Below are 16,036 nucleotides of genomic sequence, written 5' to 3' on the forward strand. Positions count from 1 at the left end.
GTTAGTGTCCCCCAGAGACAAAGTGGAGGCCGACGATTCCGAAGACGATCACGGAAATAAAGAGGAGGCGAAGACTCGTGGCTGGTTCATCGAAGAGCACGATACCGAGCGACGCAGTTCCGACAGCGCCAATTCCAGTCCAGACGGCATACGCGGTCCCGATCGGCAGATTCTGAACTGCTTTTGCGAGCAACACCATACTGATAATGAGCGCAATGACCGTTCCAGCCGTTGGGATCGGTTCCGTGAGACCATCAGAGTACTCCAAACCAATTGCCCAAGCGATCTCGAATAGGCCAGCTACGAAGAGTAGGAGCCAAGACATTCCGCTAAACCTTGCTCACAGATCGGACTATAGCTTTCGATATCGAAAGACAACTGTCGATTCGATATCTCCAGGACGGGGAAGCACCATTTCGATTGCTTCTACCAACAGCGCGGCATTCCGCCGGGACGGTTGATGTGTGGATTCTCTCTGCTGGAGCTCTCAACGGCACAGATTAGCCATATACGGCCTCTCACCGGCATAGAAACCTACCGGACAGTTAAACACAGACACCCACCGGGAAATTGACTACGCTTAGCAGCCAACAGCTAAGACAGAGACTATGACCACCTCTGACATTCTCGACGATACGCATGTTGCAGCACTACAGCATGATCTCGCGGACGTTCCTGCAGAGGCTACGCTCGTGGGAGTGGTTCGACGGCCAACCGGCTGGTTCAGATCGACGATCGACGAGAACTATCCAGTACCAGTACTCGGTTCCCCGGCAGACCTCTTCGATGAGTTCAAACAGCGACAAGAGGATTTCACGATACGGGGGATGTGTGACGAAGGTGCGCATAATGCTGCTTGGGATGAGGTCGGATTCGAGGATCGGTACTGAACACATCTCACTGAAGCAGAGGCTGCCCAAGACGCAGTCGCTGAACTTATCGATCGACTCCGTGCCAAGGAACAGCTTGTCTTTGCCTGTTTCGAAAACACCAACCAGAAACGCTGTCACCGGACAATTCTCAAAGACCAGATCACTGAACAGCTGTAGCCGGGCTCTGTCGTGTGGCGCTCTGTTCGAGCTCCTCAACCTACGTAATCGCAAGCCGCCTGACTACACGATCCGATTGACAGGTTCCTTGCCAGTGTCGATGAGTCCCACGTCGAAGACGTCCGTGAGGGCGTCCCGCAACTGTTTGGGGAAAGACAGCCGAGACGGACTCATCTACTGCGATGCTCGCGATCTCCATATTCATTTTGTTCGGTCGAACGCGTATTCAAGAACCCGAAGGCTACCGGGACAGAATTGATTTTGCAACCCAACTCGGAGTCGTGACGGCCACACGTGCCATTCCACCTCACGACTCGTCGCTGTTCCGGGACGGATGGCAGGGGCAGTCCGCAGATACTCGTTGTCGTCCGTTGGAGCGGGGATTCAGTTGTTGATGGGGTTAATCCGCTGGAACTATCGACGTAGGTTGTCCGGCTTGTTGTGTGGATTCGACGGAATAGATTAGGCTCCCTGTAAACAGTACGACGCTCCCGATGATGAACAGGGTACTGACCGGGGAGGCGGAGTCGACGAAGATCCAGTATAGCGGGGCGGCAATCGATGGCCCTGCGGCCAATACCGCTATTTTGGCAACGAGTGGCCCACAGCAACCACAGGTACATGAACCGACAATCGCAGCGCTTCCCGCAGTGCCCTCTGTCAAGCCTGCCCGTTCTTCGACCCGCCAGTGGCGGGCGATAAGCGCTGCATTCAATCCAATTAGCGTGCTCAGCATTCCGACAACGATGAGTTGCGCGGGTGATATCGCGATGAAGAGGGGAATATGCGGGAGATAGATCTCGAGAACGGGCCACGTCACGAGTTGGTAAATCGTAGGGATGACGACGATTACCCGCTCGTGGGGGAGACCTTCTTCCGCGAAAAACGAGAGATAGCCGGTGACAGAGACGAAGAAAAGTGCCATGATGGCACCCACACCGACTCCGAACCACCGGACAATTGGATCCCGCAGAACCGCGCGCAGGACGCTTCCGGCATCCGTCCAGATGACGTAGCCGACGAGAAGCGGGGTAGCCACGACGATAGCATACCCGAGTGGATGAGTGTCACTCGCCTGACCGGGAATGAGGTACGGATACGAGATCCAGAGCCCCATCAGAAGTCCAAGGAACGTATACCGGGGGCGGGTCGGCCAGCGAAGCCACCCGACGACCAAACTCACCAGCATGATCATGGAGCCGACTGAGACTGACAGAAGGGGGTACCACGACCGCGGGAACGGCATCGAATGTGCCGTATAGGTTGGATCCGGTGATAGTCCCTCAAAGAGGACAGCACCAAGGGCAGTCACAGCGATGCCGACGAATACGCCATAAAGGGCGACTGTTGGCGAGATGTGGTTCGTTCGTTTGAGAACGCTAGCACCGCTGAGAAGACTGACGCCAATCAGAGCGAGAATAATCCCGTGTCCCTGGGAGAGGCCACCAGTCGCCGTCGAACCATGTGCGGATACGATGGGGATTTGTGTAAGTCCGACGAGCAGGCAGAACAGAATGGACAGTGGTCGACAAAAGCCACGAAGCGAAGACTGTTCTGGAGCCATTATCGAGTCTTGAGCGAGGTGCCACTTCTACCTGACTGATTCAGCCGAAATCGTAGTGGCCCGATGATCAACATTGAGGTGCTGCAACTGGTGCTGTCCGGATTCGATTCGTACACGATCTGTCGAATGAGAATTTCATTCACGTGTATTTTCACCAGAATCCGGCAGTACTCTGAAAGGTCGCATCATATCGTGGTCCTCGTGTTCGAGCATATGACAGTGCCACATATACCAGCCGATTTGGTCGTTGAATAGTCCCTCAAACTCGCCGAAGTGAACGATCACGTGGGTCACTTCGCCCGGATTCGCCGTGACGATGTCGTTCCAGCCAGCTTCTTCCGGTGCGGGGGCTTCAAGCGACTCGACATCGATCGTCTCCGACTCGGGGTCGTACTCACTGTACGGCTGTCGCCCAAGCACCTGGAAGTGCACGAGGTGCAAATGCATCGGGTGGGACACTCCCGTCAGATTCGCGAAGCTCCATATTTCCGTGTCGTTGAGGTTTGGCGTCTCGGTAACCGGATCGTACAGTTTGTGGGGCGATGACTCCGCGTCTGAGCCCAAGAGGTGCAAGGGTCGTCCGTAATCGTCGGAACTCATAGTCATCGGGAGGTACCGTTCCTCGTCGACCGAGTTGACGGGGATGTCGGGCACATCGGTCAGCGTGCTCGGAACCTGGTTCGGATCGTCAACGTCAACGGAGGCGACGTCAACAAGCATCACTTCCGGCAGCGGCTGTTGATCCCCGGAATTAATGTCCGGTCCACGGTAGGGCGCCACGGCGTTGTTGTGTAGTAGGAGTGTCTGTCCGGAATAGTCCGAGAAGTCAACGACCACGTCGGCACGCTTGCCCGTGCCGATCTCTAGCCGGTCCTCGATCGTGATTGGCGAGGCCAGTAGACCACCGTCGTTTCCGACGAGCGTGAACGGCGGCCCGCCAGTTCTGGTTGTACCGGTCGATTCGTCGTATTCGAACAGTTTGAGGTTGTAGAACCGACAGTTCGAACCGTTGAGAATCCGAAATCTGTACTTCCGAGGGTCGACCGAAAGCCGCGGCCAGGCTTTCCCGTTGACGACGGACGTGTCGCCGAAGAACTGCGGAACGATGCTCGGATCGGGCTTTTCCGAGTCGTTATCCGTATCAGAGTCGCCGGTCGGGTAGAATAACGAACCGTCGTCGTTGAAGCTGCGGTCCTGGAGCACTAGTGGTATCTCGTACTCGCCCGACGGCAGGCCGAGTGACTCCTCGTGGTCGTTCCGGAGGAGATAGAGTCCAGCGAGACCGGCGTAGACGTTCAGCCGAGTAATGCCGAGGGAGTGGTCGTGATACCAGAGCGTAGCCGGGGACTGATCGTTGACGTAATAGTAGTCTTTCTTCTCGAATTTCGGGCCGGTTTGCTCGAAGTCCCGCGTGAACCACGCCTTCGGCTTGCCATCGCTCGTGTGCTCGACATTCCCGCCGTGGAGGTGGGTCACGACTCGGACACCAGTAGTGTCGTAGGCGACCTTACTACTGTGTATCGTCTCATCGACCGGTAGGAGATGCTCGTCTGGCAGCTTGTTCTCCCAGCGTACGGAGACAGGTTCACCCTGCTGAGCCTCTATCGTCGGCCCCGGATACTGGCCGTCGTACCCCCAGACAGTTGTTGGTGGAAGATCAGGGTGAATCTGCTGCTCGACCTCGCGCATTTCCACCTCGTAATAGGGGTTCCCGTTCTTCGTCCCGACTGGGTCTAGGACACTTGGATGGGGGACTTCCGCAACCCACTTTTCGAGCCCGGGCGACGAATGGTCAGGTGAGGATGGCTGGGACGGTGTGTCAGGTGTGGGTGACTGGGACGGGGGTTCTGTCCTACCAGTGGTGGCTGAACACCCTGCCAGACTCAGCACGCCGGCACTAGCCATCGCTACGATGGCCTCTCGACGTGAGATGCCTGTGCGGGGCGCTCCAAGACGGTCGCTCGGGGCCATGGATAGCGTTATGGAAACAGCGACAGTCAATCGACGGCGGACTCCCGGGAAATGGGAATCCGCCAAAGTGGTCTCTCCTTGGGGTACCGATACCATCTATGGAGCGTCGACAAGTCTTGAAGGCAAGTGGAATCGCTGCAACCGCAGGGCTCACCGCGCTCGCTGGCTGTAGCAGTTCGAATGACGACCCAAGCGGTGAGACGGATACACCATCGAACGGGGGCTCGAATACGGTGCTGATGGTCACGAAAGGAAGCGATTATTACTTCGAACCGATCGGGCTCTTCGTCGAAGCCGGCGAAACTGTTACGTTCGAAAATGATAGTGGAAACCACTCTGCGACGGCATACAAGCAGGGGAACGGGCAGGCGTCAGTTACCCGCGTCCCTGACGGTGCTGGGGCTTTCGATAGCGGTATCCTCAGCGAACAGGGCGTCACCTTCGAACACACCTTCGAGACGACAGGGACGTACGACTATTTCTGTACGCCACACAAGAGCCTCGGCATGGTCGGCCGCATCGTCGTCGGAGAGCCTGGTGGATCAGCAGAGGGGAGTATGCCGCCGGATGGAGACGTGCCCGAGAGCCAAACGATCGTTGATCAAGGAGCAGTTTCGTATAACGACTTTTCGGGGTGACGACGTTATCCTATCCGCGGACCGTTCGTTTTTGAAGGGACGCATCTACGTTTCGGAACTGCGCATTTTCGTTTGGCAGTTGTAAATCAAATTAGCGGATTCTCAAAGACTGGGAGTCCGCCGGATACTCTTGTGCTTTCGCCCCACCTTTGCTAGAGACACCCATTCGAAGTGGGTCGAACGTTGGTACCGAGACCCAATATTCATGACTAAAACGCAACTCGATATTGAAGACGGCCGCACTGCTGACGGGAAACCGGTCACCGAGTCCCAACCGCGTTCATCGTGTCCGGAGTGCGACGGACAGGTCGTTCACGACGACGAACACGGCGAGAGGACCTGTGAAGAGTGCGGGTTGGTTCTTGACGAGAATTCCATCGACCGGGGACCGGAGTGGCGGGCGTTCTACAGCGATGAAAAAGACGAGAAAAGTCGGGTGGGAGCGCCGACCACCCAGCTCATGCACGACAAGGGGCTCAGTACGACAATTAGCTGGCAGAATAAGGATGCGTATGGTCAATCGGTGTCCGACCGAAAGCGAGCCCGCCTCCAGCGCCTTCGCACGTGGGACGAACGGTTCCGGACGAAAGACGCCCACGAGCGGAATCTCAAACAGGCGCTCGGCGAAATCAGTCGCATGGCATCCGCTCTCGACGTTTCGGATCCCGTTCGGGAAACCGCTGGGGCGATCTATCGACGGGCAGTCGAGGAAGACCTCCTGCCAGGCCGGTCCATCGAAGGCATGGCCACAGCCGCCCTGTACGCGGCAGCCAGACAACACGGAACACCACGGCAACTGGTCGCGTTCGCTGAAGTCAGTCGTGTCGAGGAAATCCGCATTCAGCGGGCCTATCGGTACGTCTCGAAAGAACTTGGACTGGCAATCGAGCCAGCTGATCCGCTGGAATACGTCCCCCAGTTCGCATCAGCACTCGACGTGAGCGATGAGGCAACGCGTCAGGCTCGGGACCTCCTCACGACAGCGAAGGACATCGGCGCACATAGCGGAAAGAGTCCTGCCGGCCTCGCCGCGGCCGCACTTTACGCGGCGACCCACCTCACGAACGAACAACTGACACAAGAGACGGTGAGCAACGCGGCCCACGTGAGCCAGGTAACGATTCGAAATCGCTACCAAGAACTGCTCGAGGTCTACGCCGAGAACGGAGGGTATGCTTGATGACCAAACCAATAGAATCACGCCCCGAAGATTCGACGACTGCTGGTCGAGACAGGAATGTAATGAGTGAACTCGGTCGCAGCACCGACCGGGAGATCCTCACAATACTCGTCGCGGATTCGCCACTTCATGTCATGGATATTTCCCAAACTGCGAATCGCCATCCGATCACGGTTGACCAAACGTGTGCTCGACTCTATGAGCAAGGGCACATCTGTCCCGTCGGTTGGGGGCTCTATGACATCACAGAGGACGGGAAACGTTGGGTCAAGAAACGTTCAGAATCTCACTCCTAAGGAGGTAATAGTGGCTCCAGACTAGAGTCGCTCTCCGTGTGATGAGTCGTAACCGGATAGCATATCCCGAGAACCTACCAATCTCAGACAATGGTGCGTGATTCAGCAGCATCTGAGGACCCCCCATCGCTACAGGCTGTCCTCAATGCGCTGGACGACACCGACTGCCGGGCCATCCTCCGTGAGATAGATGAACCTATGACCGCAACCGAACTTATCGACACCTGTGATATCCCCGAATCGACGATGTACCGGAAACTCGAACGCCTCAGCAATGCCTCGCTCGTTCGCGAACGGGACACGATCAACTCCGGAGGAGGCCGAACCACGACATACGAACGCGACTTCGACGACGTACTGATCTCTATGGAGGACGGCAGCCTCTCGGTCACGGTCGAACGACCGCCACGGAACGCCGACGAACGCCTCAAAGACATCTGGTCAAAGATGGGAGACGAACTATGACCTGGACGGGAACAGCGATTGTCGCCGTGAAGACCGCGATTTTGCTTCTGGGAAGCGGAATCACGTATATCGCGTACAGAGCCTATCGTCGCACAGGGACGCCCTCACTCCGCGTTCTCGGCATCGGGTTCGGTGTCATCACATTCGGCGCACTACTCGCAGGAATCGCCCATCAAATCCTTTCAGTCTCCTTAGAGAAAGGGGTTTTGATCAATAGCATCCTCGTGGCAATCGGCCTGGCAATCGTCTTGTACTCGCTCTATCTCGAACGCGGGTGAGCCACGCTGTACATCCCAGAATGCTCTGTTGAACGCAAGAGGGCTGCCGTATTAGTAAATTGATATTGAATATTCTGGAAGTAGAACAGCTATATGCACAATTTTCAATAACGGACGATTTACTCACAGCCTGTTTGGGCTGCTCTAATCATCAGCTTCTTTCAATATCACGCGAAGTTGGAGACGGACGATGGCGATGTCTCTGGACAGTACGTTCAGAGAAGGAGAGCAGGCAGCGAGTTATTGGCTCGCTGCCTGCGAGAGATTATGCACGATGCACTTGCGTGTCAGCTCACGGAACTGGCTGTGCCAGGATCGCGAGCGCAACTTCTCGCCTTCGTCCTTCAGCATCCCAAAGACCGTTTCACTCATTGATCGCTGGTTGTAGACATCATCGTCAATCCGAGCGTTATGAGCTTTCTTCAGGGCGTTCTGCTCACAGTGTTTGATTACTGGTCGTGTGCCGTTCTCTCGGCACGCAGCTCGGAATTCGCCCCATGAATACATCTTGTCAGCCAGAAGCGTCTGCAGGTCTTTGGCGTTCCGCCGAAAGACCTGCAATCCAATATGCCCGTCATAGGACTTCTTCGTCGTGAAATGTGCGTCTTTGATGATCAGTGACTCCGGGTCAATCAGCAGCGTCGTCTTCATCGCATTGAATGAGTACCCTGCACGGTGGCGGTAGTGCGAGCTGGACTGATCTCGCTGGAATCCGCTGGCATCGATTGAACCAGTACCCGAGAAATCTGCCTGCTCCGCGGATCTGCGGAGCAGGCAGCGCAACTCTTTCATCGGAAATTCGTCATCCCAGAGGCTGAATGATGAATGATCGGGCGAACTCTCAACACCAAACACGTCAAGAATTCCTGGCATTTCGTTGAGATAATCTTCGAGCTTCCGCAGCGGTTTGTTGATCTCCTCCTTGAGCAGCAGCATGCCGATCTTGGTCGAGATATCGTACCCGCCGTCGCCGTCATCGTCGGCGACGGCAGGGTCGTATTCATCCGCAACGTACTCCGTAGTGAATTCGTGAATGCTCTCTGCGAGGTTCCGTAATCTACCCATATCGCCAGAAGGCGTCCAAATCCCCTGAAATCAGCGATCAAACCCGCAGAGGGAACCGAGGTTCAACAGAGCATCCCAGAAGATATCCAAGGGGAAAAGGAAGTTCGTGTATATCTCGAGATAGTTGGCCACGCTGTTGATGACCGACCCAGTATCCTACACAGCGATTGCAACGAGCCGTCTTTCCCGACACCTAGCTAACTCTCAAACACCGACATCGTCCAAGTTGGCTCATCGAGACAGTCCCGTATCCACCGATACGAGTGGGGTAGCACCGTCGACATCAGTCTCCCGGTCAACTAAATCGCCGTTCGAATCGTGTGATGGATTCGTCCGTACCAGCGACGACGACTTCGTCTCCAGCTTCGAAGGTGGTTGTTGTCGGGTCGAAATCGGTGATGGTTTCGCTGCCTCTGTCGATTGCGACGACGGTACACCCCGTCTCCGATCGGACGGCCGCACCAGCTAGTGTCCTCCCCTCCAACCCGTCTGCAGGCAGACGGACGACGCTGATCTGTCGGTCGTACACGAGTACCTCTTCGTCCTCGAACACTGTCGACGCAAGCATCCGTCCGCTGACCGTGGCCAACGATTGCACGTAATCAGCTCCAGCCTGATACAGTTTCTCAACATCTGGCTCCTCGTTTGCCCGCACGACGATATGCAGATCCGGATTCAATTCGCGGGCGATAAGTGTCGTGAAAATGGCCGTCGTGTCGTCCCCAACCATGAGAACCATCGCGGCCATATCCGTTATCCCGACTTCCTCCAACACCGCGGGATCACGCGCATCCCCCACACAATCGACCTGGTCTCCGTCTTCGATATCGAGCACAGTGAGGTTGGAATGCGAGTCATGTAGCGCATCGTACGCTGCCTGCCCGGAATCCCCGTAGCCAGCGAGCACGACCCGCTGGGAGGAAAACGCCTGGACAGTTGCGGTCGTCGCTTCCTGAAGGGCTGCTACCTGCTCGGATTCGCCGATGACGAGCAGTCGCGTTCCGGCCGTCAGTTTGTCGGTCGGATCAACGGGCGATTCGAAATCGCCATTGAACCACGCGCCGATGACGTTCACGCCGAAGCGCTGGCGCAGACGGGCGTCGACGAACGTCTGCTGACACAGTTCACTTGACTCGGCGACGGCAACTTCGACGAGTTCGAAGTTCTCGTCGATACTGACGCCCTCGTCGATCTCCGTCGTGACCGCAGTCGGGATTTCGGTAGCCAAGCTCCGTCCCAGTAACTGACGCGGGGAGAGAACGTCGTCTGCACCGGCTGCACGATGGTACTGAGCGAGTTCGGCGTCTTCAACGAGCGTGATCACGCGGATGTCAGGCGCTGCCTCACGCGCCGAAAGCGTAATGCTCGCGTTGATTTCGTCAGTGACGTCGGTAACCACTGCGAGCGCTGTCTCAATCCCGACGTTCGAGAGTGTTGTAGTGGCCTCGGGATCACCGTGAACGACTCGATACCCCGATTCGTGGAGGTCACCTGCCGCGTCGTGGTTAGATTCGACGAGGACGTATTCTTGGTCGCGGGCCTCGAGTTCGGTGATAAACGCGTCAGTGCGAGGGGTGTGACCACAGATGATGACGTGGTCTTCGACGTCCGTGACCGCGTCGGGAGCCGTCGGTGTGAGGGCACTCCGAAGCCACGGAACGGCAAACACGTCGACTGCTGTCAGGATGAGACCGATGCCAGCGAGTTGCATCGCAATCACGAGCGCGTTCATCTGGGGCGTTTGCCACGGGGCATCCTCGCCGTACCCGGTCGTCGTGAAACTCTGGATGACGATTTCGAGCGAGCGATACAGTGGCTGCTGATGCCCCTCCCACAGTGCCATGCCGGTGTTGTACGCCACAGTGAACACCAGCGTCGTCACGGCGACTAACAGGAGGTAGTAGACGGTTCGACGGGATCGAAACGACATACGAGAGCATCTGTCTGCACCGATGTTATCAGTACGGAACTGGACCGACACCGAGAGTACTATTCGCTGACTTTAGTTTTCACGACGGTCGCTGGGCGGGTGGTCAATCGAAGGACGCGATCTGTGACGCTCCCGAGCAAAGCGCGATATTCCTCCGGTCGATGTTTCGTTCCGAGCACGAGCAGGTCCGTGTCCTGGTCGTCTGCGTACTCCACGATGGTTTCGGCGGGGCGACCGTGATGCATCGCCGTTTCGACATCGACGCCAGCCTCCGATGCTCGGTGACGGAGGTCCGAAAGCGTCTCTTCCCCGTGTTCTTCGAGGCCGTGTTCAGGGCCTTCAGCTTCGTCGACGTACTCGTCACCGCTGTACGCAGTCACGACATCCTCGTCGACGACATAGAGCACGTAGAGGTCTGCGTCGTGAGCGGCTGCGAGATCAAGTGCGTGCGACTCGGCCTGTTCAGACGCAACCGTGCCGTCCGTCGAAAGTAGAATCCGGTCGTACATTCACTCGAACGTCAAAGCCGGATACAATAAAATGGGCTTCCGATTCTCGTCGCTCGGGAGGCACGCACCAGCGACCTATATGTTCCCATCGTTGAATCAACAGAGTGGCGAACGAGGATGACTCTCTGTATGGGTACGAAGCCGCAATGTGATTGTTAGTGGTCGTGGCCGTCCATCACCATCGGATGTCCGGTGGCGTACTCCACTGGGTTGTCCTCAAAGTTCTCCTTGCAGGTCTGTGAGCAGAAGTAGTACGTCTCGTCGTCGTGTGTCGCTGCTGGCTCACTGTCGTCGGTCCGCATCCCACAGACCGGGTCGCGGTACTCCCCGGGCGCACCCAGTCCCCGACGGTAGACGTACAGCAGGAACCCCGAGAGACCGAATGCAATCACGTTGAGGTAGAACGTGTAGTTGAGTTTGAAGTACGTCTGCTCGCTCGCGGTCTGGCCACCCGCGAGATTCGGAACGATACCGAGGGCGTCGAACAGCTCCTCCATGAGAAAGCCAGAGAAGGCCATCGTGACGAAGAACACGCCGAGGATGTAGGCCATCACCGTCCAGCCGTAGTACTTCCGATACACGTTAAGCACAGGCACCGTGATGAGGTCGGCGTAGACGAACGCGATGACACCCGCGAAGCTGACGCCACCGCCCCACAGCGCGACCGCGAACGGGACGTTCCCCATGCTCCCGACGAAACTGAGCACGGCGACAGCCACGCCCATGACCGCGTTCTCGGCACTCACGAGCACCCCCTCGCCCTGGAGGAACAGCGAGTTCCACACCCACTGCGGAACGAACACGATGACGAATCCCGAAATCAGAAAGCCAGCGACGATATCCGTCCAGATCATCGACCACTCCTTGCGGTACTGGTTGCCGATCTTGTACCAGCCGCCCCACGACAGCAGTTCGTCGCGCCAGCTGCCGCTACTTGCGGCCTCTTGCTGGTAGGTCTCCAGACATCCCTCCGAGCAGAACTTCAGCGTCTCGCCGCCGCCGGTCACGATCGAGTACTCGTCTTTGCCCTCCATCCCACAGGTCGGGTCCTCCGTGACGCCCTGCTCGTGATCGCGCTGAATGAGTTCCTCGCGAACGCTCTCGAAGAGGTTCTCGGGGAGCGTCAGGTGGACGATGACGGCCATGACCGCGATGAGGATGATACCGCCGAGGAGTTCGGCGACGAGGAACTCCCAGCCCAGCAAGATCAGGATCATCAGGCCGAGTTCGACGATGAGGTTCGTCGAGGCGAACATGAACGCGAGGAAGTTCACCGTGTGTGCGCCTTTCTTGAACAGGCCTTTGCCGATGGCGACGGCGCCGAAACTACAGCCACTACTCGCGGCCCCGAATACCGTCGCTTTCGTGAGGCCGCTCAGATCACCGTCCCCCAGTACCTGTGCCATTCGCTCTTTGGAGACGTATACCTGGACGAGACTCGTGATTGTGAGCCCCATGATGATCGCCCACGCCGCCGTCCAGAGGAAGCCGACTCCGATTCGTAATGACTCGAGAACGCCGTCGACGACCGTGGCCTGCATACGTAACCCATCACAGGCATCGACTTTTGCAGTTTCTCTTCGGAATGTAAAGCACTCAGAGTCGTTTACTTAAGATTCCCAGATACTCTCGTTCAAGCTGCGATCCCATCATATGTGGGAGAACAATCTCATACGAGCCTGATGGGATGTCGACCGGGTAACAGACTGGAGTGCCAAGCTAAGACAGAAGTTCGTCACGGCATTCCGCTCGTGAGATCGCTGACAACGAGCATATGATCCCCAATAATGGCTCGCCGCGAAACCGGACGAACCGGTCGCGCTATCCTCGGTAGTACTGCCGACACCCGTTGTTGGGGCTGGCAAACAGCCACCATAATCAGTCCATAGAATGAACAGCCCATACCAGAGCCCATGTACGACAACATCCTCATTCCGACGGACGGGAGTGACGGAGCGACAGTCGCGTTCAATCACGCCCTCGACATCGCCACCACACACGATGCGACGATCCACATCCTCAACGTGGCGGACACGACTCGGGACAGTATCACGCAGATACGGGGCGATGTCGTCGACACGCTCGAAACGGAAGGTGACGAGATTGTTCTCGACGCTGCTGACCGCGCACAACAACGCGGCCTTACCACGAAAACGGATGTGCTACAGGGCGAACCCTACAGTACGATCGTTGACTACGCCGAGGCCCGCGACGTCGGTCTGATCGTCATGCCGACGCACGGCCGGCGAGGACTCGAGCGATTCCTGCTGGGAAGCACCACCGAACGTGTCGTTAGACGGGCGGACACCCCCGTACTCACGATCCGTCCGGACGAAGACATCACAGTTACGTATCCGTATCAAGATATACTGCTACCGACTGATGGGAGCGACTGTGCGACGGACGCTCTCACAACGGGCATCGATGTAGCCACTGCTGAGAAAGCGACACTCCAGCTTTTGTCCGTCGTCAACATGACGAGTCTCGGCGCGGACGTCCTCATCCAGATGCAGATGGAGGCCCTCGAAGAGAGCGCGAACACCATTATCGAGGAAGCAACCGACCACGCGGAGACTGAAGGCGTCGACTCCGTGTCCGGCTCAGTCGAATTTGGTTCGTCGATCCACCGCGCGATTCTCTCACACATCGAGGAGCACGATGTCGATCTCGTCGTCGTCGGGACGCACGGACGGACTGGCTTCGATCGGTACGTGCTGGGGAGCGTCACCGAGAAGCTCGTTCGAACGTCACCCGTTCCTGTACTCACAGTTCGATCGAGCCAATGAATACGTACCGAGACAGTCGGTAAGAATCGCATCTCCGAGTGCTTCGGGGTGCAGCGTGAGTTTATTTGAACCGACGCCCATATATCACGTAGAGATACGGTATGTATGAGACGATTCTCATTCCGACCGGTGGTAGCGACCATGCGATTCGTGCCGCCGAACACGGACACTATCTCGCACGACGGTTCGACGCGACAGTGCACGTGATCAACGTCGTCGATGTACAGGCCGCTGCCGGCGCGTTCAGTGCCGGCGGTGTGGGCGAGGAGTTCATCGGCCGCCTCGAAACGGAAGGTGAGAACACGATCGAAGCCGTCGAGGCCGCTATTGGCGAGACGGACTCGCTGCAGACAACAACTGTGAGAGGCAAGCCGGGTGAGGCGATACTCGAGTACGCAGACGGCCACGACGCCGATCTGCTCGCGATGGGGACCCACGGTCGAACAGGAATCAATCGATACATCGCAGGCAGCGTCACCGAACGCGTCGTTCGCCTCGCCGACTGCCCGGTCCTGACGGTTCGGGCCACCGACCGGAGCCGCGTCACCGAGGACTACGACGAGATCCTCATTCCGACCGATGGGAGCGAGCCAGCAGCTGCAGCTGTCGAACACGGGCTCGCGATCGCAGCCCAAACCGGCGCTCGCGTCCACGCGGTGAACATCGTCGACATCGGCGACATCGCCGCCAGTCCTGAATATACGCCACCAACGGCGGTGATAGAGCAGCTCGAATCCGAGGGGGAAGCCGCGACTGAGAGGATTGCGACGCAAGCACAGGACCGTGACCTTGACGCCGTCACTGCTGTTCGCGAGGGATTGCCGGCACGAGACATCCTCGAGTACGCCGATGACGCTGATATCGACCTGATTGCGATGGGCACGGCCGGGCGAACGGGCCTCAATCGCTATCTCTTGGGGAGTACGGCCGAACGGATCGTCAGGCACGCCGAGATGCCGGTCGTTGCGGTTAACGCACGCGATCGAGTGCGCTGATAGGAGTTGAGTGGATAATTATTCTAATAATTTGAACAGATCGATAACGGGGAGATGAGGCCTCTGCCGAAGCCAGGCATTCATGAACGAAACGCCGTGTCAAAGTACTTCTCTGAAAAAATGCCGTTGGCACATTATGATCCAGAGAATGATCAGGTTGAGCATCTCGACCACTTGGTGGAGATTATGGTCAACGGAGGAATCCAGGAATGACTGACGACGCTCTGTTGATCGGGCACTAAACGAGTATCTGAGATGCTCTCAGATCGGTTTTCCGTGACATTAACGTCGAATTGGACGCCGTCTGGCGATATGGGGGCGTCTCAGCACTCTCGCACGAACGTTTCGGGACTTTGTCACGAACCACGTAGAAGAACCGGACGTACCCGCCGCGTCCGATGGCGCGGACGGGTACGCCAAGTCCACGAAAATCGCGCTCATTCTGCTCAAGGAGAAAATCAACAAGCCACTCCGCCAGCTCGAAGATTACCTGAACGAGATGCCGGGAATCCCCAATGTGTTCGGGCTTGAGGAATCCCCTGATCACTCGTCGTTCAGTGTCTGGGACGACAAATTTCCAATACAGGAGTTGCGCCGCCTGCTCCGCCGCTCAGCGGAGCAGGCGGGGCTCTCTGGAACTGCATCAATTGACGCCAGCGGCTTCCAGCGAGACAAGGCCAGTTCACACTACCGCAACCGTGTTGGCTACTCGTTCAACGCGATGAAGACGACGCTGCTCGTTGATACGGAGTCGCTTGCTATCATGGACGCCCATTTCACGACGAAAAAGGCCTATGACGGGCATATCGGGCTGCAGGTCTTCGGCGTTCCGCCGGAAGACCTGTAGGCACTGCTGGCTGACAAGATGTACTCATGGAGCGATCTTTGGAAAGCCTGTCGTGACGCATCCACGCGCCCAGTGATCAAAAACACTGTGAGCAAAACGCGCTGAAGAAGGCTCTTAACGCCGGAATTGACGATGATGTCTACAATCAGCGCTCAATGAGCGAGACCGTGTTTGCGATGCTGAAAGACGACGGCGACGAAATCCGCTCTCGGAGCTGGCATGGCCAGTTCCGAGAGCTCACTCGGAAGTGCATCGTGCATAACCTCGCGCAGGCGGCGAGTTCTCGCCGACTGCACCCTTTCTCCGGACATATTCGGGAGAGGCATCGCCATTGTCCACTTGCTACTACGTACGGTATGACCTGAATCTGATGTTTGAATACCGACCAAGTGAGCCAAAATCGAATCGTCTGGTCTTAGATTCTGTCGATAGAGCGTAGATACTGTCGCAAATCTCCATGTCA

General features: G+C 57.1%; 14 protein-coding genes and 2 pseudogenes. 9 read left to right on the top strand and 7 right to left on the bottom strand.

Annotation, left to right across the window (positions count from 1 at the left end):
* Position 1: 1 nt before the first annotated feature.
* Positions 2-325, bottom strand: a complete 324-nt coding sequence (locus HZS54_RS10950) for a DMT family transporter (RefSeq protein WP_179922555.1) — start codon at positions 323-325, stop codon at positions 2-4.
* A 283-nt stretch (positions 326-608) separates the two neighbouring features.
* Between HZS54_RS10950 and HZS54_RS26270 the strand changes: the two genes are divergently transcribed.
* Both HZS54_RS26270 and HZS54_RS26680 read left to right on the top strand, forming a co-directional pair.
* Entirely contained in the window at positions 609-890 is a 282-nt protein-coding gene (locus tag HZS54_RS26270; protein ID WP_246391915.1) for a hypothetical protein, read from the top strand.
* 27 nt (positions 891-917) lie between these two features.
* Positions 918-1,049, top strand: a pseudogene (locus HZS54_RS26680) (DUF488 family protein); the annotation flags it as partial.
* A gap of 400 nt (positions 1,050-1,449) precedes the next feature.
* Here HZS54_RS26680 and HZS54_RS10960 read toward each other — a convergent pair.
* Positions 1,450-2,613: a hypothetical protein gene (locus tag HZS54_RS10960; RefSeq protein WP_179922556.1), complete on the bottom strand. Its 1,164-nt coding sequence runs from the start codon at positions 2,611-2,613 to the stop codon at positions 1,450-1,452.
* A 135-nt stretch (positions 2,614-2,748) separates the two neighbouring features.
* Entirely contained in the window at positions 2,749-4,584 is a 1,836-nt protein-coding gene (locus HZS54_RS10965) for a multicopper oxidase family protein (RefSeq protein WP_179922557.1), read from the bottom strand.
* A 239-nt stretch (positions 4,585-4,823) separates the two neighbouring features.
* On the opposite strand from HZS54_RS10965, the gene HZS54_RS10970 reads away from it, so the two are divergent.
* The 4 genes from HZS54_RS10970 (at position 4,824) to HZS54_RS10985 (ending at position 7,441) form a co-directional block, all read left to right on the top strand.
* Positions 4,824-5,222, top strand: coding sequence for a plastocyanin/azurin family copper-binding protein (locus HZS54_RS10970; protein WP_246391942.1), 399 nt, complete (start codon positions 4,824-4,826; stop codon positions 5,220-5,222).
* Positions 5,223-5,427: 205 nt separating this feature from the next.
* Complete coding sequence (locus HZS54_RS10975) at positions 5,428-6,402, top strand: transcription initiation factor IIB (protein WP_179922559.1); 975 nt, start codon at positions 5,428-5,430, stop codon at positions 6,400-6,402.
* 386 nt (positions 6,403-6,788) lie between these two features.
* Entirely contained in the window at positions 6,789-7,163 is a 375-nt protein-coding gene (locus HZS54_RS10980) for a winged helix-turn-helix domain-containing protein (RefSeq protein WP_179922560.1), read from the top strand.
* On the top strand, positions 7,160-7,441 hold the full coding sequence (locus HZS54_RS10985; protein ID WP_179922561.1) for a DUF7521 family protein: 282 nt from the start codon (positions 7,160-7,162) through the stop codon (positions 7,439-7,441). The genes HZS54_RS10980 and HZS54_RS10985 overlap by 4 nt, the downstream gene beginning before the upstream one ends.
* Before the next feature lie 240 nt (positions 7,442-7,681).
* On the opposite strand, the gene HZS54_RS10990 is transcribed toward HZS54_RS10985, so the two are convergent.
* The 4 genes from HZS54_RS10990 to HZS54_RS11005 form a co-directional block, all read right to left on the bottom strand.
* Positions 7,682-8,506, bottom strand: a complete 825-nt coding sequence (locus tag HZS54_RS10990) for an IS5 family transposase (RefSeq protein WP_179922562.1) — start codon at positions 8,504-8,506, stop codon at positions 7,682-7,684.
* Positions 8,507-8,801: 295 nt separating this feature from the next.
* Positions 8,802-10,436, bottom strand: coding sequence for a potassium channel family protein (locus HZS54_RS10995; protein WP_179922563.1), 1,635 nt, complete (start codon positions 10,434-10,436; stop codon positions 8,802-8,804).
* Between the two features lie 59 nt (positions 10,437-10,495).
* The gene (locus tag HZS54_RS11000) at positions 10,496-10,945 is read right to left on the bottom strand and encodes a universal stress protein (RefSeq protein ID WP_179922564.1); all 450 of its coding nucleotides are present in this window, start codon (positions 10,943-10,945) and stop codon (positions 10,496-10,498) included.
* A gap of 155 nt (positions 10,946-11,100) precedes the next feature.
* Positions 11,101-12,486 (bottom strand): permease, encoded by a 1,386-nt coding sequence (locus tag HZS54_RS11005; RefSeq protein WP_179922565.1) that lies wholly within the window; start codon positions 12,484-12,486, stop codon positions 11,101-11,103.
* Positions 12,487-12,858: 372 nt separating this feature from the next.
* Here HZS54_RS11005 and HZS54_RS11010 point away from each other — a divergent pair, with 372 nt between their 5' ends.
* From HZS54_RS11010 to HZS54_RS11020, 3 genes and pseudogenes are all read left to right on the top strand, one after another.
* The gene (locus HZS54_RS11010) at positions 12,859-13,731 is read left to right on the top strand and encodes a universal stress protein (protein ID WP_179922566.1); all 873 of its coding nucleotides are present in this window, start codon (positions 12,859-12,861) and stop codon (positions 13,729-13,731) included.
* Between the two features lie 101 nt (positions 13,732-13,832).
* Positions 13,833-14,726: a universal stress protein gene (locus HZS54_RS11015; RefSeq protein WP_179922567.1), complete on the top strand. Its 894-nt coding sequence runs from the start codon at positions 13,833-13,835 to the stop codon at positions 14,724-14,726.
* Positions 14,727-15,036: 310 nt separating this feature from the next.
* Positions 15,037-15,854: pseudogene (locus HZS54_RS11020) on the top strand (IS5 family transposase); the annotation flags it as partial.
* Positions 15,855-16,036 lie beyond the last annotated feature (182 nt).

The sequence above is a fragment of the Halosimplex pelagicum genome, from assembly GCF_013415905.1.
Taxonomy (GTDB): Archaea; Halobacteriota; Halobacteria; order Halobacteriales; family Haloarculaceae; genus Halosimplex; species Halosimplex pelagicum.

What these genes read in the sequence shown, in the direction of transcription:
- HZS54_RS10950 (WP_179922555.1), bottom strand. Translation starts at nt 325, where the DNA reads ATGTCTTGGCTCCTACTCTTCGTAGCTGGCCTATTCGAGATCGCTTGG.
- HZS54_RS10995 (WP_179922563.1), bottom strand. Translation starts at nt 10,436, where the DNA reads ATGTCGTTTCGATCCCGTCGAACCGTCTACTACCTCCTGTTAGTCGCC.
- HZS54_RS10985 (WP_179922561.1), top strand. Translation starts at nt 7,160, where the DNA reads ATGACCTGGACGGGAACAGCGATTGTCGCCGTGAAGACCGCGATTTTG.
- HZS54_RS11010 (WP_179922566.1), top strand. Translation starts at nt 12,859, where the DNA reads ATGTACGACAACATCCTCATTCCGACGGACGGGAGTGACGGAGCGACA.
- HZS54_RS10980 (WP_179922560.1), top strand. Translation starts at nt 6,789, where the DNA reads ATGGTGCGTGATTCAGCAGCATCTGAGGACCCCCCATCGCTACAGGCT.
- HZS54_RS10990 (WP_179922562.1), bottom strand. Translation starts at nt 8,506, where the DNA reads ATGGGTAGATTACGGAACCTCGCAGAGAGCATTCACGAATTCACTACG.
- HZS54_RS11000 (WP_179922564.1), bottom strand. Translation starts at nt 10,945, where the DNA reads ATGTACGACCGGATTCTACTTTCGACGGACGGCACGGTTGCGTCTGAA.
- HZS54_RS10965 (WP_179922557.1), bottom strand. Translation starts at nt 4,584, where the DNA reads ATGGCCCCGAGCGACCGTCTTGGAGCGCCCCGCACAGGCATCTCACGT.
- HZS54_RS11005 (WP_179922565.1), bottom strand. Translation starts at nt 12,486, where the DNA reads ATGCAGGCCACGGTCGTCGACGGCGTTCTCGAGTCATTACGAATCGGA.
- HZS54_RS26270 (WP_246391915.1), top strand. Translation starts at nt 609, where the DNA reads ATGACCACCTCTGACATTCTCGACGATACGCATGTTGCAGCACTACAG.
- HZS54_RS10975 (WP_179922559.1), top strand. Translation starts at nt 5,428, where the DNA reads ATGACTAAAACGCAACTCGATATTGAAGACGGCCGCACTGCTGACGGG.
- HZS54_RS11015 (WP_179922567.1), top strand. Translation starts at nt 13,833, where the DNA reads ATGTATGAGACGATTCTCATTCCGACCGGTGGTAGCGACCATGCGATT.
- HZS54_RS10970 (WP_246391942.1), top strand. Translation starts at nt 4,824, where the DNA reads ATGGTCACGAAAGGAAGCGATTATTACTTCGAACCGATCGGGCTCTTC.
- HZS54_RS10960 (WP_179922556.1), bottom strand. Translation starts at nt 2,613, where the DNA reads ATGGCTCCAGAACAGTCTTCGCTTCGTGGCTTTTGTCGACCACTGTCC.